Origin of the sequence: Actinosynnema sp. NPDC023587 (genome assembly GCF_040640215.1) — a bacterium.
Classification (GTDB): domain Bacteria; phylum Actinomycetota; class Actinomycetes; order Mycobacteriales; family Pseudonocardiaceae; genus Actinosynnema.
Map to the genome: position 1 here is coordinate 58,218 of NZ_JBFABG010000003.1, position 24,763 is coordinate 82,980.

Below are 24,763 nucleotides of genomic sequence, written 5' to 3' on the forward strand. Positions count from 1 at the left end.
CCTCCCGCCAGGACTTAGAGTCTGCCGGGACGAGACGGGCCAGGATTGCGGCCATCGAGGATGGAACCCCGCTCGTCGGAACGGGGTCAGACAGACATGCACCTGCGACGAGCCTCCTCCCTGCCGGCCGTGCTGGCCTTGGTCCTGACACTCGGCCTCGCCGGGTGCGCGACCACGGTCACCGGCTCCGCGAAGCCGGTCGCCGGCGGTGCCACCAACAGCGAGAAGACGACCTCGGGCAAGCCCACCTCGACCAGGACGTCGACCAGCGGCAAGAAGGAGACCTCCGCCACCGGTGCGCCCTCCGGCACCAAGCCGGCCGGCAAGGTCAAGATCGGCACCAAGAAGAAGACCGAGGGCTACGAGGACTGCGACATCCTCACCCCGGAGGACGTGGCCGGGGCCATCGGCGCGAAGAAGGCCGGCGAGAAGGGCTGCGTGCAGAGCACCGAGGAGCCGTTCGCGGTGGTGCTGTTCATGGTGACCTTCGCCGAGTACGAGGGCGAGGCCAAGGAGATCGAGATCGGCGGCAACACGGCCTACGAGGTGAAGGAGGGCGGCGGCGACTGCTCGGTGCTCGTCATGCTGACCGACGACCCGAAGGAGATCACGCCGGCGTTCCTGGCCAGCGTGACGCCGATCGACTCGTTCGACCCGTGCCAGGTCGCGCTCACACTCGCCACGAAGGCGTTCGAGAAGATCCCCAACGCGTGATCTTTCCGCGAAATGGGGGACGTCGGATTTTCCGCGTCCCCCATTCGCCGGAGAACCAGACCTGTACTTCTGGGTTACTTCGCTCGTCCTAGGGGTGGGGTCCGGTGGCCACTTCGCGCTCCGGGTCGACGCACCAGTGCGACCACGACCCCGCGTACAGGCCGGCGGGCTGCCGGGCGCTCGTGAGACCGGCCACCTCCAGGGCCAGGACCACCGACGACGCGGTCACGCCCGACCCGCAGTAGGCACCCACGGCCGCGTCCGGCCGCACGCCGATCGCCCGGAACCGCTCGGCCAGCGCGTCCGCGCCCAACCAGCGCCCGGACGCGTCCACGTGCTCGGCGGACGGCGCGCTCAGCGCGCCCGGGACGTGCCCGGCGCGGGGGTCGACCGGCTCGGTCTCACCCCGGTAGCGCTGCGCCGCGCGGGCGTCCAGCAACACCCCGTCCCGGGCCAGCGCGGCGGCGTCCCCGGCGTCCAGCACGGGCATCGCGCCGGGCCGTACCACCACGTCACCGGGCTCGGGCCGGGTCTGCTCGGCGGTGACCGGACGCCCGTCCGCCACCCACGCGGCGAAGCCGCCGTCGAGGACCGCGACCTCCTCGTGCCCGGCCCACCGCAGCAGCCACCACAACCGGGCCGCGACGGACCCGTCACCCCCGTCGTACGCCACGACCGGGTGACCTTCGCGGACACCCGCGGACCGCAGGGCGCGCTGGAGGTCGCCCGGTCCGGGCAGCGGGTGCCGACCACCGGCACCCGGGGCCGCGGAAAGATCCGCGTCCAAGTCGAGGTGGAAGGCACCCGGAACGTGCCCGACCTCGTAGTCTTGGCGTCCTGGGGGTCCGCCCAGTCGCCAGCGGACGTCCACCACGACCGGGGGAGAGGCGCTCGCGAGCGCGGCAACCAGGTCTTCGGTGCTGATCAATGGATGCACGGCACCATCCTGCACCCGTCAGCGGGCGACTAGCATTGGCACCATACGAAGGGGAGCGGGTGTGAACGACCTCATCGACACCACGGAGATGTACCTCCGCACTATCTACGAGCTCGAAGAAGAGGGCGTCGTGCCGTTGCGCGCCCGCATCGCCGAGCGACTCGGCCAGAGCGGTCCCACGGTGAGCCAGACCGTGGGCCGGATGGAACGCGACGGCCTGGTGGTCGTCGCCGACGACCGCCACCTGGAACTCACCGAGGAGGGCCGCGACCTGGCGATCGCGGTCATGCGCAAGCACCGGCTCGCCGAACGACTGCTGGTCGACATCATCGGCCTGGAGTGGGAGCAGGTGCACAGCGAGGCGTGCCGCTGGGAGCACGTCATGAGCGAGGCCGTCGAGCGCAAGCTCGTCAAGCTGCTCGGGAACCCCACCACCTCCCCCTACGGCAACCCCATCCCCGGCCTGGACAAGCTGGGCGACGGGGAGCCCGCGCCGCCCGCCGAGTCCGACCTGGTCCGGGTGGACGAGGTGGCCCGGCGGGGTGGCGGTCGGGTGGAGGTGCGGCGGATCGCCGAGCACGTCCAGCTCGACCCCGAGCTGATGGCCGAGCTCAAGGCGGCCGGCGTGGTGCCGGGCGGCACCGTCGAGGTCGACTCGCTGGGCGGGGCCAAGGTCGTGCAGGTGCGCGGCAACGGCACCACCGCCGAGCTCGACCCGTCCGTCGCCCACGCCGTGCTGGTGCAGGCGAGGTGATCCAAGGGCAGCGCGCCGCCGCCGCGTTCGGTGAGGCGCGCGGGACACCGCCCCAGGGCGTGTGGTCCGCGCCCGGTCGAGTGAACTTGATCGGGGAGCACACCGACTACAACGACGGTTTCGTGCTGCCCTTCGCACTACCCCACCGCACGGCGGTGGCCGCGTCGTCACGCGACGACGGCAAGCTGGTCGTGTCGACGCTGGGCGACGACGGCGTGCTCCGCGACGCCGCGCCCGTCCCCGTCGCCGACCTCGAACCCGGCCTGGTCACCGGCTGGGCCGCCTACCCCGCCGGGGTGGCGTGGGTGCTGCGCGACCGGGGTGTGGCGCGGGGCGCGGACCTGGTGATCGCGGGCGACGTGCCGGCGGGTGCCGGGCTGTCCTCGTCGCACGCGCTGGAGTGCGCGGTGGCCCTGGCCCTGCTGGGCCTCGCGGGCGTCCCCGAGGACCGGCCGGAGATCGCCCGCTGGGTGCAGCGGGCGGAGAACGACTTCGTGGGCGCGCCGACCGGTCTGCTCGACCAGACCGCGTCGCTGCTGTGCACCGAGGCGCACGCGCTGTTCCTGGACGTGCGCTCGGGCGAGTCCGAACAGATCCCGTTCGACGCCGCCGCGCGGGGCCTGGAGGTCCTGGTGATCGACACCAGGGCGCACCACTCGAACACCGACGGCGGCTACGCGTCCCGCCGGACGGGCTGCGAGCGCGCTGCGGCGCTGCTGGACGTGCCCGCGCTGCGGGACGTCGACATCGAAGACCTGGACGACGCGCTCGCCCGGCTGCCCGAGGAGCTGCGACCGCTGGTGCGGCACGTGGTGACGGAGAACGAGCGGGTGCTGCGCGCGGTCGCGGCGCTGCGCGCCGGCGCGCCGGCCGACCTCGGTCCGCTGCTGGAGGCGTCGCACGCGAGCCTGCGCGACGACTACCGGGTGTCGGTGCCGGAACTGGACGTGGCGGTCGGTTCGGCGATGGCCGAGGGCGCGCTCGGCGCGCGGATGGTCGGCGGCGGGTTCGGCGGGTCGGTGATCGCGCTGGTGCCCGTCGAGCGGCACGACGCCGTGGTGCGGCGGGTGCTCGCCGCCTACGCGGAGCGCGGTTGGGCGACACCGAGAACCTTCCCGGCGGTGCCCTCGGCGGGCGCGGGCCGGGAGCATTGACGGCTCTACAGGAAGCGGGGAAGACGTGAAGTTGCTCGTCACGGGCGGCGCGGGGTACGTCGGCAGCGTGTGCGCGGCTCGGCTGGTCGAGTCAGGACACGACGTGGTCGTGCTCGACGACCTGTCCACCGGGCACGCGGACGCGGTCCCCGAGGGCGCGCGGTTGGTCGCGGAGAACATCGACGACGTGATCGGCCAGGTGCTCGCCGAGGGGTTCGACGGCGTGCTGCACTTCGCGGCCAGGTCGTTGGTCGGCGAGTCCCAGCAGAATCCCGCGAAGTACTGGCAGGGCAACGTGGTCACGTCGCTGCGGCTGCTGGACGCGATGCGCGAGCACGGCACGCCGCGCCTGGTGTTCTCGTCGACCGCCGCGACCTACGGCGAGCCGGACCAGGTCCCGATCGTGGAGACCGCGCCGACCCGGCCGACGAACACCTACGGCGCGACGAAGCTCGCCATCGACCACGCCATCACCGGCTACGCGACCGCCCACGGGCTCGCGGCGGTGTCGCTGCGGTACTTCAACGTGGCCGGCGCGTACGGGCGGTACGGCGAGCGGCACGCCGCCGAGACCCACCTGATCCCCCTCGTGCTCCAGGTGGCGTCCGGGAAGCGGGAGAAGGTCGCCCTGTACGGCGACGACTACCCGACCGACGACGGCACCTGCGTGCGCGACTACATCCACGTGGTCGACCTCGCGGACGCGCACCTCAAGGCGCTGGCGAACGCGACCGGCGGCGAGCACCGGATCTACAACCTGGGCAACGGTCTCGGCTTCTCGGTGAAGCAGGTGGTCGAGGCGTGCCGCGAGGTGACCGGCCACCCGATCCCGGCCGAGGTGTCGCCGCGCCGCTCGGGCGACCCGGCGGTGCTCGTGGCGTCGGCGGAGCGGGCCCGGACCGAGCTCGGCTGGAAGCCGGAGCGGGTCGACCTGACCGGCATCGTGCGCGACGCGTGGGAGTTCACCCAGTCCCGGTCTCAGGAGGTCTGATGAGCGGCACGATCCAGGCAAGCGACTTCGCGGACGTCCCCTCGTTCTCGGCGCTCCCCCGACTCGGGTCGCTGGCGCTGTCCCCGGACGGCAAGCGCCTGGTCACGGTGGTCGCGGAGCTCTCGCCCGACGGCAAGAAGTGGCAGGGCGCGCTGTGGGAGGTCGACCCGGCGGGCGAGCGCCCGGCGCGGCGGTTGACCCGGAGCGCGAAGAGCGAGTCGAACCCGGTGTTCACGCCGGACGGCGCGCTGCTGTTCCTGTCCGCGCGGCCGGACCCGCAGGCGAAGCCGGCGGAGGGCAAGGCGAAGGACAAGACCGCCCTGTGGCTGCTGCCGGAGGTCGGCGAGGCGCGCGAGCTGCTGCGCCCGGCGGGCGGCGTGGAGCGGGTCGACGTGGCCGCCGACGCCGGCACGCTGCTGCTGACCGCCGGCGCGCACCCCACCGCCGATTTCGGCGAGTCCGACGAGGCGCACCGCAAGGCCCGCGAGGACGCGGGTGTGACCGCGATCCTGTACGAGTCGTACCCGGTGCGGTACTGGGACGCCGACCTCGGTCCCACCTACCCGCGCCTGCTCGTCGCGCAGCCGCCGACCGGCGACCGGCTCACCGCCGACGATCTGACCGACCTCACGCCGGCCGCCGACGTGCGGCTCGACGACGTCGCGGCGATCAGCCCGGACGGCCGCTGGGTCGTGCACACCGAGCGGGTCGACGTGAGCGCCTCCTACGGTCCGCGCGTGCGGCTGCGGTTGAGCCCGTCGGACGGCACGCCGGGTCGCGTGCTGGCCGACCAGCCCGACCACTCGTTCATGCAGGCCACCTTCCTGCCCGACGGCTCGGGCGTGATCGCGGTGCGCGTGCTCGACTCGACGCCGGACCGGCCGTGGCGCAGCGCCCTGGTCCGGATCGACCTGGACGGCACGGTCACCGAGCTCGCGCCGGACTTCGCCGAGGAACCCGGGCACCCGGTGGTCGGCCCGGACGGCGCGGCGGTGTACTTCACCAGCTCGCTGCGCGGCCACCACCCGATCTGGCGGCTGGACCTCGCGACCGGCGACCTGATCCGGCTCACCGCTTCCGGGTCGTACGCGGACGTGCAGGTCGGCGCGGAGCACGTGTACGCGCTGCGCAACAGCCTCGTCCAACCCGCCCAACCGGTCCGCCTGGACTTGGCCGCCCCGGAGCAGGAGGCGGTCGTCCTGCCCGCGCCGGGCCGCGTCGAGTCCCTGCCGGGGACGCTGACCGAGATCGAGACGGTCGTCGAGGACGGCCGCACGGTCCGCGCGTGGCTGGTCCTGCCCACCGACTGCTCCCCCGACCAGCCCGCGCCGCTGCTGCTGTGGGTGCACGGCGGCCCGGTGATGAGCTGGAGCGGCTGGAGCTGGCGGTGGAACCCGTGGCTGATGGCGGCCAAGGGCTACGCGGTCCTGCTCCCCGACCCGGCGCTGTCGACCGGCTACGGCCCAGAGTTCATCGCCGCCGGCTGGGGAAGCTGGGGCGCGAAGCCGTACACCGACCTGATGGCGATCACCGACGTGGCCGCCCACCGGGACGACATCGACGACAGCCGCACGGCAGCGCTGGGCGGGTCGTTCGGCGGGTACATGGCGAACTGGATCGCGACCCGGACCGACCGCTTCCGGGCGATCGTGACGCACGCGTCGCTGTGGCACCTGGACGCGTTCACCGGCACCACGGACGACTCGTACTACTGGATTCGCGAGATGGGCGACCCCCTGCGCCAGCAGGAGCGGGTACGGGCGAACTCGCCGCACCTGCGGGTAGCGGACATCAAGACCCCGATGCTGGTGATCCACGGCGACAAGGACTACCGGGTCCCGATCGGCGAGGGGCAGCGCCTGTACTTCGACTTGGTGCGCCACGGCGTGCAGGCGAAGTTCCTGTACTACCCGACCGAGAACCACTGGATCGTGACCCCCGGCAACGCCGAGGTCTGGTACGAGACCATCTACTCCTTCCTGGCCGAACACGTCCTGGGCGAGCCCTGGCGTCGACCGGAACTCCTGTAACACCCCGGCCTGGGTGTCGGCCCCGCCCCACGGCAGGGCCGACACCCTCGGTCGACCCCGTCAGTCGACGCTCTCAGCCGACACTCTCGACGGACACTCTCGGCGAACGCCGTGTTCGCCGTGCCTGCCGTGTTTGCTGTATTCGCAAACGATTGCGGGCACGCACTGCTCTTTGCGCACCTTCGCTCGCTTCGACATTGCGCCGCGAACGACAGGCGGCGCGAGCGATCCTGACGGCCGGGTGTCGGTACCGCGATGTGCCGCCGAGCCGAGCAGAGGCGGATCACGTGGCTGGGGAACTATGTGGCTGGGCAACCACGTAAGCGGGTGGCTACGTGAGCGGGCGACAACCACCCCCTTGCCCGCCTCGAAGGACCGGTTGAGGCAGATCGTGGCCACAGGTGGCTGGATCTGCCCGCCCGCAGACCGCCGACCGCCTACAGGTACGGGCACGAGGGCCGTGGAGGACCGTTCTCGGACACCTGGGGCAGGAAGAGGGACTTTCGCCGAGGAAGAGAGCTCTCGCCCCGGAGTCGAGGCCCCTCACTCCCGAGCGGGCCGACCCCCCCTGCCCACTGCCTACCGCCACCACCCGGCAGGTGGCGGGCAGCGGTTGGCACGGGTAGCGGGTGGCACGGGTAGCGGGCGGCGGGCGGCGGCAGGTAGCGGACGGCGGTTGGCGGGCGGCAAGTAGCAGGTGGCAGGGGGCAGGGAGCAGCAGGTGGCGGACGGCAAGTAGCAGGTAGCAGGGGGCAGCAGGTGGTGGGCGGGTGGTGGGCGGCGAGTGGCGGGCGGCAGGTAGCGGTTGGCAGGCGGCGGACGGCGGGCAGCGGACGGCGGTTGGCGGGCGGCAAGTAGCAGGGGGCAGCAGGTGGTGGGGGGCAGCAGGTGGTGGGGGGGCAGCAGGTGGTGGGCGGGGGGCGGGTGGCCCAGGGGACGCCCGCCGGCTGTCCGACCGGACCGCTTGCCCCTGGACTGCCGAGGGCACCCTCGGTTGGCCACGGGGAGTCCCGTCTGTTCTGGCTTGGGCGCTTGGGCGATGTCGAGCCATCTGGTGCGACGGGGGTGGCCGGGGCGGGTGGGGGTGTGAGGCGGGCGAGGTGGGTGGGAGCGGAGCGCGAGGGTTGGCGTTAGGGCACGGGGGGCTCCGGGGCGGTGGGGTGGGTGGGGTGGGTGTTGTGCGGGGTGGGTTTTGGCGAGGGGGTCGGTGGGGGTTTCGGGAACCATTCGGCGGCTGCGGCTCGTTCTGCCAGGCCCCTTACCGTGGTTGGTGTCATTCCATTTTCCAAAGCCGTGCGGAGCAGCACCGTCAAGCGGTGTCCGGGCATTGCTTCTTCCGCGCGGTCCATTGCCATCAGGGCCAGGGCACCGTCACCTCTGACGTAAGCCGAGAATGCCAGCAGGGCGGCGGGTTCGGCCCGTTCCGGGGTGGGGCTGGCCCTGGTGAGTTCTATCCAGAGGCGTTCCGCGCCCTCGGCGTGCTCGCTGATCGCGTCGGCGAGGCTCGCGTCGCGCACCCAGGGATCGGACAGGGCGAACGCCAGGTCGGCCACCTCCGCGTCCGTCAGCGGGACCGTGCGGTACCGGGTCCGGGCCACCGCCGTCCGCACCAGGTCCCGCTGGCGAATCATGGTCTCGGAGTCGTCGGTGTCGTGGATCCGGGCCTCGGCCGCCGTCTGGTCGAGCAGCAGGGAGCGGCGGGCCAGGGCTTCCGGCGGGTCCGGGGTGAGGGTGGCGGCCAGGGTTTCGCGGCTCTGGTGGGTGACCAGGCCCTGGGCGACGGCACGGGCGGCGATGGTCGTCGTCGCCGGGTCCGGGACCACGCCCTGGTCACCGAGGTCGTGGTAGCTCAGCCACGGCGACCCCTTCGACGTGGCCGGGGACCACGCGGCGCACGTGACGCGGACGCCCACGTAGCCCAGGGACGCGGTCAACTGGGTCACCAGGTGCTCGCGCGGCAGCAGCTCGGGTGGATCACCGCGACCACCGCCGACCACCACGGCCACGGCGTGCGTGTGGGTGCGACCCCGTAAGGAGAGCGCCAGCTCGTCGGCGACCCTGCGGTCGTTCCGCGCGACGGGCAGGTCCAGGCGCAGGGTCTGCGCGATCGAGCCGCCCTCCAGGATCAGCAGGACCAGGGAATCGGCCGGGTGGAAGCCGAGCAGGTAGGGCAGAGCGGCGATCACGTCGCCCGGGGTGCGGAGGTGACTTGGTTTGGTGGGGGTTTTCATGGTTTTGATTTTGCCGGCGAAATAAGGGTTTTACCACTGAAGGAACCCGATCAGATGATGCTTGGCGCATTCGGCTGATTTCCGAGCCCGACGACGCCGACAAAAAATCCTCCTTACGCGACGACACGGCGCGTAAGGAGGAGCGAACGTCCTCGGCGGCTGGGTGTGGCGTTCCGACCACGCCCAGCCGCCGAAGTGGCGGACTCACCAGGTTCTCGCCTGGTGGACCACTTGCTAGCCGATCGACCGCCGCAGTGCCGCCGGCCCACCGACCACGGGCAGTTCCACGGTCGTGGACGTGAGGTCGATGGACAGCCCCGCACCCGGCTTGGGCCGCAGCGTGTAGTCGTAGTCGCTGGAGATCAGCACGAACTCCAGCGTGTGCCCGGCGGGCACGACGTAGTCCTGCGGTTGCAGCTCCACGTCGATCCGGTAGGTCCGACCGGGCGTGACGGGCTTCGACTTGGACAGCCCGTCGCGGTTCTGCGGGTCGGTCCACCCACGCGTGATCACGTGACTGGTCCCGTCCGGTGCGCGATCGACCAGCAGGGCGGTCACGTTCGCCGCAGGCCGGTCGAACGACGCCGCCAGCTCCACGCGAGGTGTGCCGGACAGCCGCAACGGCGTGGTCGACGCACGGGTCGCGTAAGACAGCCGGTTACCCGAGGTGGGCAGGTCGATCAGGTCCTCGGCGAGCTTGGACGAGTCGTCCCGCAGCGATTCCACGACCGGCCGGCCGGGCACCGACGACGACCGCAGCGCGCCCTTGGCCGAACCGCCGGCCCACGGGAACAGCTTCGCCTTGGACGTACCCGGAGCGGGCCAGTCGGCCTCGTCGGTCCACGTCGTGCGGTCCTCGCGCTGGATGGTCGACTTCGGCTCCTTCTCGATGCCGTTGTCGAGCCCGTACAGGTAGTGGCTGAACCACTTGTTGATCGTCCGCCGCCACTCGACCGACCGCAGCGTGTCCGGGTCGGTGTGCCCGGACTGGTGCAGCCAGATCTTGTGCTCGACGCCGTTGCGCCGCAGCGCCTCGTACCACTGCGCGACGTGCTTGGTCTTGACGTTCCAGTCGCTCAGCCCGTGCACGGCGAGCACCGCCGCACGCACCTTGTGCGCGTCCTTGACGTAGTTCCGCTCGTCCCAGAACGCGCTGTAGTCACCGGTGACCCGGTCCTGCTTCTTCGCGACCTCCGCGATGACCGGCTTGCAGATCTCGCGGTTCTCCCGCGTGTGGACGTAGTCGGCGAGCACGTCCAGGTCTTCACCCTGGTAGGTGCCCGGCGCGACCACGGCCCCGTCGGCGCGGTAGTAGTCGTACCAACTGGAGATGGCCGCGATGGGCACGATGGCTTCCAGACCCCGCACCCCCGTGGCGGCGACGGCGTTGGGCAGCGTCCCGTTGTAGGACACGCCCATCATGCCGACCTTGCCCGTGGACCACGTGGCCTTGACCTTCTTGCCCGCCGCGTCGCGCGCGGTGGTCCGGCCGTTGAGCCAGTCGACGACCGACTTGGACCCGGTGGTCTCGTTGCGCCCGCCGGAGGTGGGGCAGCCGCTGGACTTGCCGGTGCCCAGCGATTCCGCGTACACCATGGCGAACCCGCGCTGGATGAAGTACGACTCGTAGCGCGCGGACGTGATGGGACCGGCGTTGGGTCCCACGGCCGCCGCGATCCGCTCGTCCGCCTGCGCCTTGAGCTGCGAGCCGTCGCGCTTGTCGTAGCCGCCGCGCCGGTTCGGCACGTACAGCTCCACGTCGACGTTGTGGTTGGCCACGTCGTTGCCGCCGGAGAAGTACGGGCTGTTGAAGAACACCACCGGGACCTTCAGCCCGCGCTCGGTGGCCCCTTGTCGCACCACCTCGGCGTAGACCTCGTCGTCCCGGCCGTCGCGGTCGCTGTCGACCGGCGCGCGGACCCAGACGCTCTCCTTCACCACGTCCGTCGGGCTGAAGACGGGCTGCGCCTCGCCGTCCTTGAACACCGGGCCTTCCGGCGCGGCCGAGGCCACCGCGGGCAGCAGGCCCAGCGGCAGCGTTGCCAGAGCCGCGAGCACCGCGACTCTCCGAACACCCTTCACGGCTGTTCCCCCATCATGTGCAGGACAGGACGGTGCAGACCTTCCCCTCACCCCCAAGACGTGTCAAGGGCCGGAGAAATCCATTGTGGACAGTAGGTCAAGACCCGCCGATCGGCCCTTGACCAGCGCCGAACCGGTGTGCAGGCGCATCCGCCGGGTTCAGGCGGGCACCGGCACGCGGCCCAGCCGGCCGCTCGCCAGCGCCACGCCGAGCGCGCCCAGCGCCATCAGCGCGGCCACCCAGTTCGGCGCGGTGTAACCGAATCCGGCGTCGATCGCGATGCCGCCGAACCACGCGCCCGCCGCGTTGCCGAGGTTGAACGCGGCGATGTTCGCCGCCGACGCGAGCGCGGGAGCGCCTTCGGCCTGGTGCAGCACCCGAGTCTGCAACGGGGCCACGGTCGCGAACCCGACCACGCCGAGCAGGGCGATGGTCACCGCGCTCAGCAGTGGGGAGTGCGCGGTGAACACGAAGGCCACCAGCACCACGACCAGCAGCGCCAGGATCGCGTACAGGCTCGGCATCAGGCGGCGGTCCGCCGCGCGCCCGCCCAGCACGTTCCCGACGCACAGCCCGGCCCCGAACAGCACCAGCAGCCACGTCACCGCGCCCGGCGAGAACCCGGCCACCTCGGTCATCATCGGCGCGAGGTAGGTGAACGACGCGAACACCGCGCCGAATCCCAGCGCCGTGGTGGCCAGCGCGAGCCACACCCCGGGCCGCCGGAACACCTCCAGCTCGCCGCGCAGGCCGCCCGAGGCGGGCTGCGGCGGCACCAGCGCGATGATCCCGGCCAGGCCGACGACCCCGAGCGCCGTGACGGCCCAGAACGTCGAGCGCCAGCCGAACGCCTGCCCCAGCGCCGTGCCCACCGGCACGCCGAGGACGTTCGCCGCGGTCAGGCCGGTGAACATCAGCGCGATCGCCCGCGCCCGCCGGTCCGGCGCGACCAGCCCGGACGCCACCACCGCGCCGACGCCGAAGAACGCGCCGTGGCACAGCGCGGCCACCACCCGGCCGACCATGAGCAGGGCGTAACCGTCCGCCACCGCGCACAGCAGGTTGCCCAGGACGAACAGGGCCATCAGGCCGACGAGGAGCTCCTTGCGCGGCAACCGCGATCCGACGGCGGTGATCAGCGGCGCGCCGACCACGACGCTGAGCGCGTAGCCCGACACCAGCAGCCCGGCGGACGGGATCGACACCCCGAGGTCCGACGCGACCTGCGGCAGCAGCCCGACGATCACGAATTCGGTGGTGCCGATGCCGAACGCGCCGATGGCCAGCGCGACGAGCGCGGGCGGCATCACAGCTCCCCCAGCCAGGTCGCGAGCTCGTCGAGCAGGATGTGCGGCTCGTCCATCACGGCGTCCATCAGCACGAACCCGTGGATCGCCCCGTCGAACCGCCGCACGTGCACCGGCACGCCCGCAGCGGCGAGCTTGTCCGCGTACCGCTCGCCGTCGGTGCGCACGGGGTCGTGCTCGGCGAGCGCCACGAACGCGGGCGGCAGGTCGTGCAGGTCGGCGCGCAGCGGGGCGGCGAGCCCGCACGGTTCGCGGTCGCCGAGGTAGTGCGACCAGAACCAGCGCATCCCGTCGCGGCTCAGGCCGTAGCCGGTCGCGTGGTCCACGTAGGACGGTGTGGTGAAGTCGGTGTCCATCGGCGGGTGCACCAGGACTTGGAACGCCAGGCGCGGCCCGTGCTCGCGGGCCCGCACCGCCACGGCCGCCGCGAGGGTGCCGCCCGCGCTGTCCCCGGCGACGCCGATCCGGTCCGGGTCGACGCCGAGTTCGGCCGCGCGCTCGTGGAACCACGACGTGGTCTCGTAGCAGTCGTCCAGCGGGATCGGAAACGGGTGTTCGGGGGCCTTCTGGTAGTTCACCGCGAGCACGACGTGCCCGGTGGCCTCCGCCAGCGCGCGGAGGAACACGTCGTACACGTCGAGGTTGCCGATCACGAAACCGCTGCCGTGCAGGAACACGATCGCCGGGAGCGGACCGTCCCCGGACGGCCGGTAGAGGCGGGCCGGCAGGTCGGCGGTGGGACCGGGCACGAACAGGTGCTCGACCGGCATCGGCGTCGGTTCGCCTTGGAAGTCCGTGAAACCCAGGAAGGTCTGCCGCGCGTCATAGACGGTCGACTCCTCCGCGGACGGCGCTCCGGCGGTCTTCGCCAGGACGGCGCGGGCTTGGTCGTTCAGTGCCATGGACCGATCCTCCGGCCGGCCCGGGGATAAGTCCAAGGCATGTTCTCTACCCCTGCCATAAACTGCGTTCATGACACTGCGGCAAATCGAGTACCTGGTGACGGTCGTGGACGAGGGCTCGTTCACCCGGGCCGCCGAGCTGTTGCACGTCACGCAACCCGCGCTGTCGCACCAGATCCGGGCGCTGGAGCGGGCCGTCGGCACTCCCCTGCTCGACCGCCTGCCGCGCGCCGTGCGACTCACCCCCGCCGGCCGCGCGTGGCTGCCCTTCGCCAGGTCCGCGCTCGCCGACGCCGAGCGCGCCATGGTCGCCGCCCGCCGCGTCGGCGGCCTGGAATGCGGCGAACTCGCCGTCGCGACGGTGTACTCGTTGACGCTCGGCGCGCTGTCGCCCGTGTTGCGCCAGTGGCGCGCGCTGCACCCGGACGTGCGGATCAGGCTGTTCGAGCACCGGCACACCGACGAGCTCCGGGAGGCCATGGCGCAGGGTCGGGCGGACATCGCGGTCGGGCCGAAACCGCCGGAGTGGTCGGGTTTCTGCCGGGTCCTCGGGGTGGAGGAGTTCGTGCTGGTGCTGCCGCCGGGCTCGCCGCACGACGGGCCGGTCGACCTGCGGGCGTTCGCCGACCAGGGGTGGGTGCTGCCCGCGCCGGGCAACGGGCTCGCGGACTTCGTGGCCGAGGTGTGCCGCGATCGCGGGTTCCAGCCGTGGGCGGCGGTGCGGACGGAGCAGACCGCGAGCGTGCCGGTGCTGGCGGCGGCCGGGCTGGGGCCCGCGCTGGTGCCGCGCAACGTGCTGCCGGAGCGGTTCGACGGCGTGGTCGTGCGGCCCGATCCGCCGGTGCGGCGCGAGCTGGCCGCGTTCGGCCACAAGGACCCCGATCCCCTGACGTCGGCCTTCATCGGGTTGCTGGAGGGGGCAGGATGGGAGGCATGAAGCTGGTCATCCTGGGCGGCGGCGGGTTCCGCGTGCCGCTGGTGCACCGGGCGCTGGTCGCCGCCGGGTGGGTGGACGAACTCGTCCTGCACGACGTGGACGCGGCGCGGTTGGCGAGCATCCGGGCGGTGCTCGCCGGCGGCCCCCGGATCACCGCGACCACCGACCTGGACGAGGCGCTGCGGGGCGCGGACTTCGTCTTCTCCGCGATCCGGGTCGGCGGGCTCGCCGGGCGGGCCGCCGACGAGCAGGTGGCGCACGCGCACGGCGTGCTGGGTCAGGAGACCGTCGGCGCGGGCGGCATCGCGTACGGGCTGCGCACGGTCCCGGTGGCGCGCGACATCGCCCGCCGCGTCGCCCGGCTGGCCCCCGGGGCGTGGGTGGTCAACTTCACCAACCCGGCGGGCCTGGTCACCGAGGCGATGGCGGAACACCTCGGCCCCCGGGTGATCGGCATCTGCGACTCGCCGGTCGGGCTGTGCCGCCGGGTCGCGCACGCGCTGGGCCTCGACGCGGTGGGCGGCCCTGGCGTGGGCGGGGTCGCGTTCGACTACGCCGGGTTGAACCACCTGGGCTGGCTGCAAGGGGTCCGGCGCGGTGACGACGACCTGCTGCCCGCGTTGCTGGCCGATTCCGAGGCGTTGCGGTCCTTCGAGGAAGGCCGCCTGTTCGGCGTGGAATTCCTGCGGGCGCTGGGTGTCATCCCCAACGAGTACCTGCACTACTACTACGACACGCGGGACGCGCTGGGCGACGACCGGGGAGCGTTCCTGCTGCGCCAGCAGGACCGGTTCTACCGGGGTGACGTGGACTGGGAGACCACCCGGCTGGAGCGCGAGGCGACCTACATGGCGCAGGACCGCGACTCGCTCGACGGCGGCGGGTACGAGCACGTGGCGCTGGAGCTCATGCGGGCCATCGCGTCCGGTGCGCCCGCGACGCTGATCCTCAACGTCCGCAACGGTTCCACGCTGGCCGCCCTGGACGCCGACGCGGTGGTGGAGGTGCCGTGCGCGGTCGACGCGGCCGGCGCGCGGCCCCTCCCGGTCAGCCCCCTGCCCGACCACGCCGCCGGGCTGGTCACGTCCGTGAAGGCGGTGGACCGGCTGGTGCTGGAGGGCACGCGGGCGTCGGCGCTGAAGGCGTTCGCCCTGCACCCCCTCGTCGACTCGACCGCCACCGCGAAGAGCCTGCTGGACACCTACGTCCGGCGGCACCCCGGGCTGGGCTACTTGAGCTGAGCCCGCCCCAGCGCGTCGGACCGGCGCGTCGTCTCCGGCAGCCGCATGACGCACAGGCGCAGCACCTCCGCGCACGCCCGGTCCAGGTCGATCTTGTGGCCCACCGAGACGAACACCGGCTTGACGCCCTGGCGGGTGCGCAACGCGCGTCCGACGACCTCGCCGTCCTGCACCAGGTCGGTGACCGCGCCGCGTTCGCCGGCCGGCTGCTCGAAGGGCCCCATCGGCGTCTTGGCCACCCCGATGCTCGGCAGGTCGGTCACCACGCCGAGGTGGCACGCCAGACCGAACCGGCGCGGGTGCGCGAGTCCCTGCCCGTCGCACACCAGCAGATCGGGCGTGACGGTGAGCTTCTCCAGCGCGCGCACCAACGACGGCAGCTCGCGGAACGCGAACAGCCCCGGCAGGTAGGGGAAGTCGGCGGTGCCGCGCACCACGGCGGTGTCCACCGTGTGCAGCGTCTCCGCGTCCAGCACGACGACCGCGCCGGCCAGCCGGTCGTCGTCGGCGTACGAGACGTCCAGCCCGGCCACGTACTGGACGGACAGCTCCGGGTCGGTCCACGGCCGCACCAGCGGGCGCAACCGTTCCTGCTCGGCGATGGCCTCCTCGGGGGTCATCGGTGTCCCACCGCCCGGTGCGCGGCGAGCAGGTCCTCGCCGAAGTCACCGGAACGCCTGCGCCACACGGAGTGCGCGTGGTTGGCGTCGTTCGCGGTGTTGTCGTATTCGATGAGCAACTCCGGTCCCTGGATGCGGTAGTAGTGGCCTTCACCCCGCCTCGACGAACCCTCCCACGCGAAGTGCAGGCGGTCGAGGTCGAGCTGGTCGAACTCGTCGTCGGCGAGGTCGCCGTGCAGGCGGTCGAGGTAGTAGCGGACCAGCCCGACGAGCAGGCCCCGGGACGGGCGGTCGAGCTGGGCGGGCGTCACGCCGCGCGGCTCGATGTCGCCCAACCGGGGCAGGTTCCCGCTGAGCAGGTCCGGCGGCGGGCGGTCGCCCACCACCGCGAGCCCGCGCGCCGTGCGCCCCATCCGGTCCAGCAGCTCGCGCGCCAGCTCTTCCTCCAGGCGCAGCGGCTGCGCGACCGTCCGGCCCCGGTAGGTGACGCGGGCGGGGTTCGCGCCGAGGAAGAACGGGGTCGCCGACACGCGGCCGTCGGCCACGACGACGCTGATCGACAGGTGGTGCCCCTCGAACCGCCAACCCCACGGGTCGTCGCCGGGCTCGCCCAGCAGGACGGTGCAGTAGTCGCCCTGGTGGCGGTCGCGGTGGCCGCCTTCGCGGTCGTCCAACACGTCTTCCCACGCCATCACCGCCATGACCTGTGCGTACGCGTGCGGGCTGAGCACGCACGACAGCAGGCGGTGCACGGCTTTGCGCTGGTCGCGCCGGAGTTCGCCGAGCACCACACCCGGACGTGGGCCCGGCGTGTAGGCCCAGGTGCGGCGCAGGTCGTCGTCGGTGACGGCACGGAGCGCGGCCACGCGCTGCCGTTCGTCGAGCAGGTCGATCACGCCGCGCGTGGCCTCGGCGATCTCGTGCAACATCACTTGAACTTATCTGCCTCGGGGTTGCGCAGCAGCAGGGAGCGGTTGCGGTCCGCACCGGACGGGTCGCCGAGGGCGCGGCCGGTCCCGGAGCCGCCCGCCGGCCGGACCGGTGACATGCTGGGCCGGTGTGGAACGGTGAACTCCTCGACCTCGACGCGTACCTGACCCGCGTCGACTTCCGGCCCGACCCGGACGCCGACGCGGTGACCACCCTGCGCGGGCTGCACCGCGCGCACCTGCGGTCGATCTCCTTCGAGAACGCCGACATCCGCCTGGGCGTGCCGATCGCCCTGGACGTGCCCTCGCTCCAGGACAAGCTGGTGCGCCGTCGCCGGGGCGGGTACTGCTACGAGCAGAACCTCCTGTTCGCGGCCGTGCTGGAACGGCTCGGGTTCCAGGTCACGGCCCTCGCCGCGCGGGTGCTGCTGGGCCGCGACGGTGACATCCCGCGCACCCACGCGCTGCTGCGGGTGGACCGGAAGTGGCTGGCGGACGTGGGTTTCGGCGGCGGTGGGCTGCTGACGCCGCTGCCGCTGTTGCAGGACGCGTTCGAGCAGCAGGGCGAGTGGTCGTTCCGGCTCGACCTGGACGGCGCGGTGTGGACGTTGAGCTCGTACCAGGCCGGCGAGTGGCTGCCGCTGTACGACTTCACCGAGGACCCGCGCACGGTCGCGGACTTCGAGATCCTCAACTACTACCTGTCGACGCACCCGTCGAGCGCGTTCGTCGGCCGGCTGCTGGTGCAGCGCACCGACGAGCACGCCCGCTACTCGCTCGCCGACGACCAGTTGACCGTGGCCACCCCGGCGGACGGGCCGCGCAAGCGCGTCCTGACCCCGCAGGAGCAGGCCGCCGCGCTGCGCGACGACTTCGGGCTGGAGCTGCCTAGGGCCAGGGGCTGAGCTCGGGCGGCTCGCCGGTGAGCGCGGTCCTCGGCGCGCGGCCGGCGAGCCACGCGACCAGGTCGTCGGACCCGCCCCGCAGCTCGACGTCCCGGCCGGAGCCGATGGTCCACCGCCGGCCGTCGTCCGTGGACACCAAGGTCACCCGGACGCCCTCGGGCACGCGCGCGGCCAGGAAGTCCACCACGTGGTCGCGGAATTCCGGCGACCACGCGACGGGCACGAGGTCCAGGTCCAGCGCGTGGATCTCGACTTCCCGCCACACCGCGCAGGCCGTGTCCCGCAGCACGCCGTCCCGGTAGCCGACCGGCGTGTTCCAGTCGCGCACACCGGACCACGCGGTGGCCAGTCGCGCCGCGGCGGCCTCGATCGCCGCGCGGTGCCCGGCGGCGGAACGTCCGGCGGCGGCCTCGATGGCGGCGTCCCGCGCGGGCCGCCCACCGGGGTACGGCTCGACCTCCGTGCCCTCCAGCTCGGCCTGGCGGGCCATCGCCCCGGTCACGTTCGCGAGGTGCGCGAGCACGTGACCGCGCGTCCAACCCGGCAGCGCGGACGGCTCGCCGACCTGGGCGTCGGTCAGCCCCTCGATGATCGCGCGCAGGCGTCGGTGCGCGTCCAGTGCCGCGTCGAGCACGGTGGTGGGCGCGACATCGCTGTTCATCACGAGTCTCCCTAACGGGTTGAGTGACGTGAGCCGTTAGGAACATATCGGGGCTGGGTCCCCAAGTCCATTAGGATGTGCGCATGAGCAGGGCGTTGGAGTTCGCGAGCACGGTCCGCCACAACGGGCACGGCGGACTGACCGACGACCTCGCCACCGTCGCCGGACTGGCCGCGTGGGCGCACGTCGACGCGGTGTCCGAGGAACTGCGGCTGCGGGTGGTCGAGCTGCGCTGGGCGGTGCGCTCGCTGCTCGCGCGCGCCACGAACGCCGGAGAGCGCCTGGACACCCCGCACCTGATGCCGCTCGACGACGCGTTGCACCTGGTCAACGACACCTCGGCGCGGGTGCCCCGGGCGGCGCGGCTGGAGTGGGAGGAGCCGTTGCGGCTGCGCTACGTCGACCGCGCGACGGAGGGCGAGCGGCTGCTGGCCGAGCTGGCGACGGCCGCGATCGAGTTCCTGGCCGGCGGTGAGCGCGCCGACCTGCGCGCCTGTCCCGCGCCCCGGTGCGTCAGGTACTTCGTGAAGGCCCACCCGCAGCAGCAGTGGTGCAAACCCTCGTGCGGCAACCGGGCCAGGGTCAGCCGGCACTACCACAAGGCGCGCGACTGACCGGCCGACGAGCAGCGCCGAGGGGGCGGGCCGGGGGAACCGGCGGGGACGCTCGCCGGGTCGGCCAGCGCCCCGCCGTCACGCCTCAGCCCTGGGCGATGTAGGCCGTCAACTGGTCCCGGCCCTCTTCGAGCTGGCTGATCCGGCTCTTGACCACGTCGCCGATGCTGACGATGCCGACCAGCTCGCCGTCCTCGACGACCGGCACGTGCCTGATCCGGCGCTCGGTCATCAACACGGTGAGGCTGTCCACCGAGTCCTTCGGCGAACAGGTGAGCACCTCGACGGTCATGATCTCGGCCACCGGCGCGGCCAGCAGGTCCGCGCCCCGGTCGTGCAGGCGGCGGACGACGTCGCGCTCCGACACGATCCCGGCGATGCCGGAGTCGCCCACGACGACCATGGCACCCACGTTGTGCTCCGCCAGCACGGCTACCAGCTCCGCCACCGAGGAGTCCGCTCTGACCGTGGCCACGGCCGAGCCCTTGTTCCGCAACACGTCCGCGATCCTCATGTGGCGCGCCTCCCTGATCTCGGCCAGATCCGGTGCTACCCGGATCAGGCTAGTTCGCGCGGGGCCCCAACGGCAGACCACCAGCCCGAATCGACCGGATTGCCCAGGTGAGCGCCCCTCTCCCGGTGGCCGGCGGGGCCGGTCCCGGACGCGGAGCGGGACACCGCGGCACGGCTCCGGCACCCGAACGGCCGATCGGCGGACCCGACCGGCGAGGTCCGGGCAGCGGAGCACGACCACCGGCCGCCGGCGTCCCGGGAAACGGGACGCCGGCGGCTCGGGGAAAGCCGACCGCGAGCGCGGGATTCGCGCACCACCGGTACCGCGTGATGTCACGGCACCGGATTCACGGCACCGGATTCACGGCGGGGTTCAGCCGCCGGAGGTGCGGCGGAAAACCCTGCGCCCGACGAAATTCGTCTGCTGCGGCCGGCCGGGCACCTTGTTCACGCCGTCGTTCTTCTGGGCGTGACCGCGGCGTTCGCGACGGTTCTGGGCGACGGGCTGCTCCGGCTCGGCCAGTTCGGACTCGGCCTGCTCGGGCTGGGCGGGCTCGGCCTGGAGCTGCTCGGCGTCGCTCGGGGTGTTCTTCTGATCGGTCATCGGAAAGCCTCCTGGGTGTGGCGACACCGCTGGTCAGCGACGTCGCTGGGCGTAGTGACGCGGGTTGACGACGACACGTCCGCCGCCGGGGCGCGGCTGTGCCGCGCCGTTGGAACGACGAACTCGCCGGTTGCCCGGCTGACCGTCGTCGGGTTGTCCAGTACGCATGGTGGGCATACGACCGCCTCCTTGGGAAATTCGAGGCGTGCAAAGGCATACGACCCGCTCGCAAGCGAAAAGGGTCGTCAAAGAGCCGCTAGGGCCACCAGGAGAAGAGCGCTCGGCACCGGCTCAGCAGCCTGGTGCGGCGCGAAGGAGGAGGAATCCTCAGAGGTAGATCTGGAAGAACATGACACAGACCGTAGCGGGTCCGGGTCCGCATTGCCAAGTGTTTTCCGAAGCGATCGAGGACACAGCGGCCGGAGTGTCCTCTGTGGACGCGGTGGGACGACCGGGCTCAATCGCGGCCGGAGCTCTCGTCGTACCGGATCTCGCCGACGATCTCGCCCTCCAGCACGTCGGGCTCCACCACGTTCCCGTCCACCACCCCCGGCGCACCGGGCGGCGAGGCGAAGAAGCGGCGGGCGAAGCCGCCGACCGCCCGGGTGGTCATCGCGTCGAACGACCCGCCGATCACGCCGCCGACCAGCGGCACGCCCTTGGCCAGCGTGATGCCCGCCTTGGCGGTGCCGTACTTGGCCAGCAGGGTGAACCCCACCCGCTTGTTGATCTCCCGGATGAGCTGCGCCGGGATGCGCTCGATCAGGCTCATGGTGAGCTTCGAGCCCGCCTTGATACCGGCCTTCTTGAGCACCTCGGTGCCCGCGTTGCCGAGCAGGCACACCAGGATCGCCGTGCGCACCTCGTCGCTCTCCAGGTCGTGGCCCTGGACGGCGGCGATGGACGCGATCAGGTGGGTCTGCACCAGGTAGGCCGCCGCGATGTTGGCGGGCAGCGTCACGGGGAGGGTGATCAGGCCGCCGAGGTTGGTCGCGAACCCCTGGATGCCCGCCGCCGTGACGTGCGAGCGGATCAGGCTGCGGATCGACTCGTCCCTGGTCATCCCCTGTTCGAGCAGGTCACCCGCCACCTGCTGGGCGCTCTTGAACGGGCCGAAGCCGTCGATGCCGACGCGCAGCAGGTGGTCGACCGCGCCTTGCCGCGCATTCACCAGTGCGCCGGGTTCTTCAGCCATACCCGCGAGATTACAAGGCCCGCCCGCACCAGGGGCGGTGCGGAGGCCCTCGGGCCGCCCGGACGCGGGAGGGGGAGCCGGCACCCGGCTCCCCCTCCCGGCGGGCGGTGCTACGCGTCGGCCGGTACGACCGGCTTCGCGTCCTGGACCGGTTTCACGGTCTTCTTGTTGCGCCGGTTGCGCTTCTCCAGCCACGTCGCCAGCCAGGTGAGCAGCAGGCACATCGCGATGTACATCGCGCCGACCACGATCGTCAGCGGCACCAGCGGCCGGCCGAACTGGCCCTGCGCGCCGAGGTACTTCACGTAGTCCAGCAGCTCCTGGTAGGTGATGATGAAGCCGAGCGCGGTGTCCTTGAGCAGGACGACGAGCTGGCTGACGATGGTCGGCAGCATCACCCGCAGCGCCTGCGGGAGCAGCACCGAGGTCATCACCTGGGTCTTGCGCATGCCCAGCGCGTACGCGGCCTCGGCCTGGCCGCTGGGCAGCGACAGGACCCCGGCGCGGAACACCTCGGCCAGCACCGAGCCGTTGTACAGGGTCAGACCGGCCACCACGGCCATGAACGGCGTGGGCTTGATGCCGAACGACGACGAGCCGTAGTAGAACAGGAAGATCAGGATCAGCAGCGGGATCGCGCGGAAGACCTCCACCAGGACGGTGGCCGGCACCCGCCAGAACGCGTGGTCGGACAGCCGGCCGGCCGCCAGGACCGCGCCGAGCACCACGGCCAGCACCGCGCCCGCCGCGAACGCCGACAGCGTGTTGCCCAGCCGGCCGAGCAGTTCGAGCTGGATGTTCTCGTACTGGATCCACTCCCACAGGCGCGGCTCGAACTGGCCGCTGGCGTAGAAGCGGTACACCACGAAACCGATCAGGCCCACCACGCCGAGCGAGCCCACGACGGCGAGAATCCGGTGCCGCACCCGCGCCCGGGGGCCGGGGACGTCGAACAGGACGGAGCTCATCGGGCCACGCTCCAACGCTTCTCCAGGGCGCGCTGCACCACGGTCAACGGCATCACCAGCAGGACGAAGAAGAACGCCACCCAGGACAGCCCGAGCAGCATGTTCTCGCCGTTCTCCGACAGCACGTAGCTGATCGAGCCGGCGTCGCCCACCGAGAAGCCCGCAGAGATCGTGGTGTTCTTCAGCAACGCGATCAGCGTGCTCACCAGGGGCGGCACCACCGAGCGCATGGCCTGCGGGAGCACCACGCTGAACAGCATCTGGCCGAACGTGAGCCCCAGCGCGCGGGACGCCTCCGCCTGGCCCACCGGCACCGTGTTGATACCCGACCGGACCACCTCGCAGATGAACGCCGAGGTGTAGAGGGTCAGGGCGACGACCGCGCCCTGGAACGGGTCCAGCTTCACCATCTTGAGCAGCGGGTAGGCGAACACGAAGAAGAAGAACACCAGGGTCAGCGGGGTGTTGCGGACCAGGGTCACGTACGCCGTGCCGGTCCAGCGGAACACCGGCACGGGGCTGACCCGCAGCATCGCCAGGAGCGTGCCCAGCACCAGCGACCCGACCGCGGAGTACAGGAAGAGCTGGATGGTCGTGCCGAATGCCCTGAGGAACAGGTCGGAGTAGGTGGAAAGGACGCTCATGGGACTTCCTCGCCGGGGGACGAAACGGGGGGTGGCCGGTGACCTCCGCGGTCACCGGCCACCATCAGTGCTGATCAGTGGCGCCTGACGCGGATATCAGTAGCGGTCGATCACGGGCTTCGTCGCCGGGGAGCCCGACTTGCCCAGCGTGGCGTCGTAGATCTTCTGCCAGTCGCCGCCGGAGATCGCGGCTTCCAGGATGTCGTTCATCTTGTCCCGCAGCGGCTTGTCGTCCTTGGCCAGGCCGATGCCGTAGGGCTCGGTGGAGAACGGCTTGCCGACGACCTTGAACTTGTCCTTCTCCTCGGCCGCGTAGCCCTTGAGGATCGCGTCGTCGGTGGTCACCGCGTCGATCGACCCCTCGGCGAGCTTCGCCACGCACTGGGAGTAGTTCTGGTACTCGGAGATGTTCTCCGGCTCCGTGTACCCCTTGTCCTTGACGTTCTTGATCGGGGTGGAGCCGGTGACCGAGCAGACCTTCTTGCCCTTGAGGGTCTCCGGACCGGTGATCGAGTCGTCGTCCGCGCGGACGAGCAGGTCCTGGCCCGCGGTGAAGTACGGCCCGGCGAAGGCGACCTTCTCCTTGCGACCGGCGTTGATCGTGTAGGTGCCGACGTAGTAGTCCACGTCGCCGTTGATCAGCGCCTGCTCGCGGCCGGCGGACGCGATCGCCTTGTAGTCGATCTTGTCCTCGCCGTAGCCGAGCTTCGAGGCGATCAGCCTCGCGATCTCGATGTCGAAGCCGCTGTACTTGTTCGTGGTCGCGTCCTTGAGGCCCAGACCGGGCTGGTCCTCCTTGACGCCGATGACGACCTTGCCGCGCTTGGTGATGTTGTCGAACGTCTTCGAGCCCTCGACCTTGACGTCGCTCTCGACCTTCTGCGTGGGGGCCGGGTCCGACGCGCCGGGGCTCCCCTCCTTGCCGCACGCGGTCAAGGCGAGGCCACCGGCCAGCAGCACCACCGCAAGGGTGCGAACCCTCATCGTCTGTCTCCTGCTCTTCATCGGGATCGGGCGACGCCGGGCAGCGCCGCGGTCACGGGACTTCAGTGGGTCAGGATCTTGCCAAGGAAGTCCTTCGCGCGGTTGGACTTCGGCGCGGAGAAGAAATCCCCCGGCGTCGAGTCCTCGACGATCTCCCCGTCCGCCATGAACACCACGCGGTCGGCGGCCTTGCGGGCGAAGCCCATCTCGTGGGTCACCACGAGCATGGTCATGCCCTCCTTGGCCAGCGTGGTCATGACGTCCAGCACCTCCTGGACCATCTCCGGGTCCAGCGCGGAGGTCGGCTCGTCGAACAGCATCACCTTGGGCCGCATCGCCAGGGCGCGGGCGATCGCCGCCCGCTGCTGCTGCCCGCCCGACAACTGGGCCGGGAACTTCTCCGCCTGGTTGGCGATGCCGACCCGCTCCAGCAGCTCCATGGCCGTCTTGCGGGCCTCGGCCGCCGGGGTCTTGCGCACCTTCAGCGGGGCCAGCATCACGTTGTCCACGATGCTCTTGTGGGCGAACAGGTTGAACGACTGGAAGACCATGCCCACGTCCGCGCGCAGCCGGGCCAGCTCCTTGCCCTCGGCGGGCAGCGGCTGGCCGTCGACCTCGATGGTGCCCTTGTCGATGGGCTCCAGTCGGTTGATCGTGCGGCACAGGGTGGACTTGCCCGAGCCCGACGGTCCGAGCACGACGACGACCTGGCCCTTGGGCACCTCCAGCGCGACGTCCTTGAGGACGTGCAGAGGCCCGAAGAACTTGTCCACGCCCGTCATCCGGATCATCGGCGGAGCAGGTGTGGGGGCGGTCATCAGATCCTCCAACGGGGGTTCTTCAGC

Annotated in this window: 24 protein-coding genes; 9 read left to right on the forward strand and 15 right to left on the reverse strand. The window is 71.7% G+C overall.

Annotation, left to right across the window (positions count from 1 at the left end):
- Nucleotides 1–96 precede the first annotated feature (96 nt).
- A complete protein-coding gene (locus AB0G01_RS08985; protein WP_360941486.1) occupies nucleotides 97–714 on the forward strand; it encodes a hypothetical protein in 618 nt (205 codons plus the stop codon).
- An 88-nt stretch (nucleotides 715–802) separates the two neighbouring features.
- Here AB0G01_RS08985 and AB0G01_RS08990 read toward each other — a convergent pair whose 3' ends face one another.
- A complete protein-coding gene (locus AB0G01_RS08990) occupies nucleotides 803–1,651 on the reverse strand; it encodes a sulfurtransferase (protein ID WP_360941489.1) in 849 nt (282 codons plus the stop codon).
- Nucleotides 1,652–1,712: 61 nt separating this feature from the next.
- Between AB0G01_RS08990 and AB0G01_RS08995 the strand changes: the two genes are divergently transcribed.
- Genes AB0G01_RS08995 through AB0G01_RS09010 form a run of 4 tightly spaced genes read left to right on the forward strand, consistent with a single transcriptional unit; the run spans nucleotide 1,713 to nucleotide 6,580 of the window.
- Nucleotides 1,713–2,405, forward strand: coding sequence for an iron dependent repressor, metal binding and dimerization domain protein (locus tag AB0G01_RS08995; RefSeq protein WP_360941492.1), 693 nt, complete (start codon nucleotides 1,713–1,715; stop codon nucleotides 2,403–2,405).
- Entirely contained in the window at nucleotides 2,402–3,559 is a 1,158-nt protein-coding gene (galK, locus tag AB0G01_RS09000; protein ID WP_360941495.1) for a galactokinase, read from the forward strand. Before AB0G01_RS08995 ends, galK begins: the two co-directional genes overlap by 4 nt.
- A 25-nt stretch (nucleotides 3,560–3,584) precedes the next feature.
- Nucleotides 3,585–4,550 carry a UDP-glucose 4-epimerase GalE gene (gene galE / locus AB0G01_RS09005; protein ID WP_360941498.1) on the forward strand — a complete coding sequence of 322 codons (966 nt, stop codon included), beginning with the start codon at nucleotides 3,585–3,587 and terminating at the stop codon, nucleotides 4,548–4,550.
- Nucleotides 4,550–6,580 carry a S9 family peptidase gene (locus AB0G01_RS09010; RefSeq protein ID WP_360941501.1) on the forward strand — a complete coding sequence of 677 codons (2,031 nt, stop codon included), beginning with the start codon at nucleotides 4,550–4,552 and terminating at the stop codon, nucleotides 6,578–6,580. The genes galE and AB0G01_RS09010 overlap by 1 nt, the downstream gene beginning before the upstream one ends.
- 1,130 nt (nucleotides 6,581–7,710) lie before the next feature.
- Here AB0G01_RS09010 and AB0G01_RS09015 read toward each other — a convergent pair.
- The 4 genes from AB0G01_RS09015 to AB0G01_RS09030 all read right to left on the reverse strand — a co-directional run bounded on the left by AB0G01_RS09015 (nucleotide 7,711) and on the right by AB0G01_RS09030 (nucleotide 13,103).
- Complete coding sequence (locus tag AB0G01_RS09015; protein WP_360941504.1) at nucleotides 7,711–8,811, reverse strand: DUF4192 domain-containing protein; 1,101 nt, start codon at nucleotides 8,809–8,811, stop codon at nucleotides 7,711–7,713.
- A 234-nt stretch (nucleotides 8,812–9,045) separates the two neighbouring features.
- Complete coding sequence (locus AB0G01_RS09020; RefSeq protein WP_360941507.1) at nucleotides 9,046–10,893, reverse strand: Xaa-Pro dipeptidyl-peptidase; 1,848 nt, start codon at nucleotides 10,891–10,893, stop codon at nucleotides 9,046–9,048.
- Between the two features lie 159 nt (nucleotides 10,894–11,052).
- Nucleotides 11,053–12,201 (reverse strand): MFS transporter, encoded by a 1,149-nt coding sequence (locus AB0G01_RS09025; protein WP_360941509.1) that lies wholly within the window; start codon nucleotides 12,199–12,201, stop codon nucleotides 11,053–11,055.
- A complete protein-coding gene (locus AB0G01_RS09030; protein WP_360941512.1) occupies nucleotides 12,201–13,103 on the reverse strand; it encodes an alpha/beta hydrolase in 903 nt (300 codons plus the stop codon). The genes AB0G01_RS09025 and AB0G01_RS09030 overlap by 1 nt, the downstream gene beginning before the upstream one ends.
- 70 nt (nucleotides 13,104–13,173) lie before the next feature.
- On the opposite strand from AB0G01_RS09030, the gene AB0G01_RS09035 reads away from it, so the two are divergent.
- Both AB0G01_RS09035 and AB0G01_RS09040 read left to right on the forward strand, forming a co-directional pair.
- Entirely contained in the window at nucleotides 13,174–14,040 is an 867-nt protein-coding gene (locus tag AB0G01_RS09035; protein ID WP_360941515.1) for a LysR family transcriptional regulator, read from the forward strand.
- Nucleotides 14,037–15,281, forward strand: a complete 1,245-nt coding sequence (locus AB0G01_RS09040) for a 6-phospho-beta-glucosidase (protein WP_360941518.1) — start codon at nucleotides 14,037–14,039, stop codon at nucleotides 15,279–15,281. Before AB0G01_RS09035 ends, AB0G01_RS09040 begins: the two co-directional genes overlap by 4 nt.
- Here AB0G01_RS09040 and AB0G01_RS09045 read toward each other — a convergent pair.
- Nucleotides 15,269–15,901: an endonuclease V gene (locus AB0G01_RS09045; RefSeq protein ID WP_360941521.1), complete on the reverse strand. Its 633-nt coding sequence runs from the start codon at nucleotides 15,899–15,901 to the stop codon at nucleotides 15,269–15,271. The genes AB0G01_RS09040 and AB0G01_RS09045 overlap by 13 nt on opposite strands.
- Nucleotides 15,898–16,830: a DUF3500 domain-containing protein gene (locus AB0G01_RS09050; RefSeq protein ID WP_360941524.1), complete on the reverse strand. Its 933-nt coding sequence runs from the start codon at nucleotides 16,828–16,830 to the stop codon at nucleotides 15,898–15,900. Before AB0G01_RS09050 ends, AB0G01_RS09045 begins: the two co-directional genes overlap by 4 nt.
- 128 nt (nucleotides 16,831–16,958) lie before the next feature.
- Here AB0G01_RS09050 and AB0G01_RS09055 point away from each other — a divergent pair, with 128 nt between their 5' ends.
- Nucleotides 16,959–17,735: an arylamine N-acetyltransferase gene (locus tag AB0G01_RS09055; RefSeq protein WP_360941526.1), complete on the forward strand. Its 777-nt coding sequence runs from the start codon at nucleotides 16,959–16,961 to the stop codon at nucleotides 17,733–17,735.
- Here the strand turns inward: AB0G01_RS09055 and AB0G01_RS09060 are convergent.
- A complete protein-coding gene (locus tag AB0G01_RS09060; RefSeq protein ID WP_360941529.1) occupies nucleotides 17,719–18,396 on the reverse strand; it encodes a maleylpyruvate isomerase family mycothiol-dependent enzyme in 678 nt (225 codons plus the stop codon). The two genes, AB0G01_RS09055 and AB0G01_RS09060, sit on opposite strands and share 17 nt — an antisense overlap.
- Before the next feature lie 83 nt (nucleotides 18,397–18,479).
- Between AB0G01_RS09060 and AB0G01_RS09065 the strand changes: the two genes are divergently transcribed.
- Complete coding sequence (locus AB0G01_RS09065; RefSeq protein WP_360941532.1) at nucleotides 18,480–19,010, forward strand: ABATE domain-containing protein; 531 nt, start codon at nucleotides 18,480–18,482, stop codon at nucleotides 19,008–19,010.
- Between the two features lie 85 nt (nucleotides 19,011–19,095).
- Here AB0G01_RS09065 and AB0G01_RS09070 read toward each other — a convergent pair whose 3' ends face one another.
- The 7 genes from AB0G01_RS09070 to AB0G01_RS09100 form a co-directional block, all read right to left on the reverse strand.
- Complete coding sequence (locus AB0G01_RS09070) at nucleotides 19,096–19,524, reverse strand: CBS domain-containing protein (protein WP_360941535.1); 429 nt, start codon at nucleotides 19,522–19,524, stop codon at nucleotides 19,096–19,098.
- A 372-nt stretch (nucleotides 19,525–19,896) separates the two neighbouring features.
- On the reverse strand, nucleotides 19,897–20,127 hold the full coding sequence (locus AB0G01_RS09075; protein WP_360941538.1) for a hypothetical protein: 231 nt from the start codon (nucleotides 20,125–20,127) through the stop codon (nucleotides 19,897–19,899).
- Nucleotides 20,128–20,584: 457 nt separating this feature from the next.
- Nucleotides 20,585–21,322, reverse strand: coding sequence for an EcsC family protein (locus AB0G01_RS09080; RefSeq protein ID WP_360941541.1), 738 nt, complete (start codon nucleotides 21,320–21,322; stop codon nucleotides 20,585–20,587).
- 110 nt (nucleotides 21,323–21,432) lie between these two features.
- A complete protein-coding gene (locus AB0G01_RS09085) occupies nucleotides 21,433–22,290 on the reverse strand; it encodes an amino acid ABC transporter permease (RefSeq protein ID WP_360941544.1) in 858 nt (285 codons plus the stop codon).
- Complete coding sequence (locus tag AB0G01_RS09090) at nucleotides 22,287–22,934, reverse strand: amino acid ABC transporter permease (RefSeq protein ID WP_360941547.1); 648 nt, start codon at nucleotides 22,932–22,934, stop codon at nucleotides 22,287–22,289. The genes AB0G01_RS09085 and AB0G01_RS09090 overlap by 4 nt, the downstream gene beginning before the upstream one ends.
- 96 nt (nucleotides 22,935–23,030) lie before the next feature.
- The gene (locus AB0G01_RS09095; RefSeq protein ID WP_360941550.1) at nucleotides 23,031–23,918 is read right to left on the reverse strand and encodes a glutamate ABC transporter substrate-binding protein; all 888 of its coding nucleotides are present in this window, start codon (nucleotides 23,916–23,918) and stop codon (nucleotides 23,031–23,033) included.
- A gap of 62 nt (nucleotides 23,919–23,980) precedes the next feature.
- A complete protein-coding gene (locus AB0G01_RS09100) occupies nucleotides 23,981–24,709 on the reverse strand; it encodes an amino acid ABC transporter ATP-binding protein (protein WP_360943257.1) in 729 nt (242 codons plus the stop codon).
- Nucleotides 24,710–24,763 lie beyond the last annotated feature (54 nt).

Coding starts and splice junctions, on each gene's coding strand:
- AB0G01_RS08985 (WP_360941486.1), top strand. CDS start 97: ATGCACCTGCGACGAGCCTCCTCCCTGCCGGCCGTGCTGGCCTTGGTC.
- AB0G01_RS09010 (WP_360941501.1), top strand. CDS start 4,550: ATGAGCGGCACGATCCAGGCAAGCGACTTCGCGGACGTCCCCTCGTTC.
- AB0G01_RS09015 (WP_360941504.1), bottom strand. CDS start 8,811: ATGAAAACCCCCACCAAACCAAGTCACCTCCGCACCCCGGGCGACGTG.
- AB0G01_RS09025 (WP_360941509.1), bottom strand. CDS start 12,201: ATGCCGCCCGCGCTCGTCGCGCTGGCCATCGGCGCGTTCGGCATCGGC.
- AB0G01_RS09030 (WP_360941512.1), bottom strand. CDS start 13,103: ATGGCACTGAACGACCAAGCCCGCGCCGTCCTGGCGAAGACCGCCGGA.
- AB0G01_RS09035 (WP_360941515.1), top strand. CDS start 13,174: ATGACACTGCGGCAAATCGAGTACCTGGTGACGGTCGTGGACGAGGGC.
- AB0G01_RS09040 (WP_360941518.1), top strand. CDS start 14,037: ATGAAGCTGGTCATCCTGGGCGGCGGCGGGTTCCGCGTGCCGCTGGTG.
- AB0G01_RS09045 (WP_360941521.1), bottom strand. CDS start 15,901: ATGACCCCCGAGGAGGCCATCGCCGAGCAGGAACGGTTGCGCCCGCTG.
- AB0G01_RS09050 (WP_360941524.1), bottom strand. CDS start 16,830: ATGTTGCACGAGATCGCCGAGGCCACGCGCGGCGTGATCGACCTGCTC.
- AB0G01_RS09060 (WP_360941529.1), bottom strand. CDS start 18,396: ATGAACAGCGATGTCGCGCCCACCACCGTGCTCGACGCGGCACTGGAC.
- AB0G01_RS09065 (WP_360941532.1), top strand. CDS start 18,480: ATGAGCAGGGCGTTGGAGTTCGCGAGCACGGTCCGCCACAACGGGCAC.
- AB0G01_RS09070 (WP_360941535.1), bottom strand. CDS start 19,524: ATGAGGATCGCGGACGTGTTGCGGAACAAGGGCTCGGCCGTGGCCACG.
- AB0G01_RS09075 (WP_360941538.1), bottom strand. CDS start 20,127: ATGACCGATCAGAAGAACACCCCGAGCGACGCCGAGCAGCTCCAGGCC.
- AB0G01_RS09080 (WP_360941541.1), bottom strand. CDS start 21,322: ATGGCTGAAGAACCCGGCGCACTGGTGAATGCGCGGCAAGGCGCGGTC.
- AB0G01_RS09085 (WP_360941544.1), bottom strand. CDS start 22,290: ATGAGCTCCGTCCTGTTCGACGTCCCCGGCCCCCGGGCGCGGGTGCGG.
- AB0G01_RS09090 (WP_360941547.1), bottom strand. CDS start 22,934: ATGAGCGTCCTTTCCACCTACTCCGACCTGTTCCTCAGGGCATTCGGC.
- AB0G01_RS09095 (WP_360941550.1), bottom strand. CDS start 23,918: ATGAGGGTTCGCACCCTTGCGGTGGTGCTGCTGGCCGGTGGCCTCGCC.
- AB0G01_RS09100 (WP_360943257.1), bottom strand. CDS start 24,709: ATGATCCGGATGACGGGCGTGGACAAGTTCTTCGGGCCTCTGCACGTC.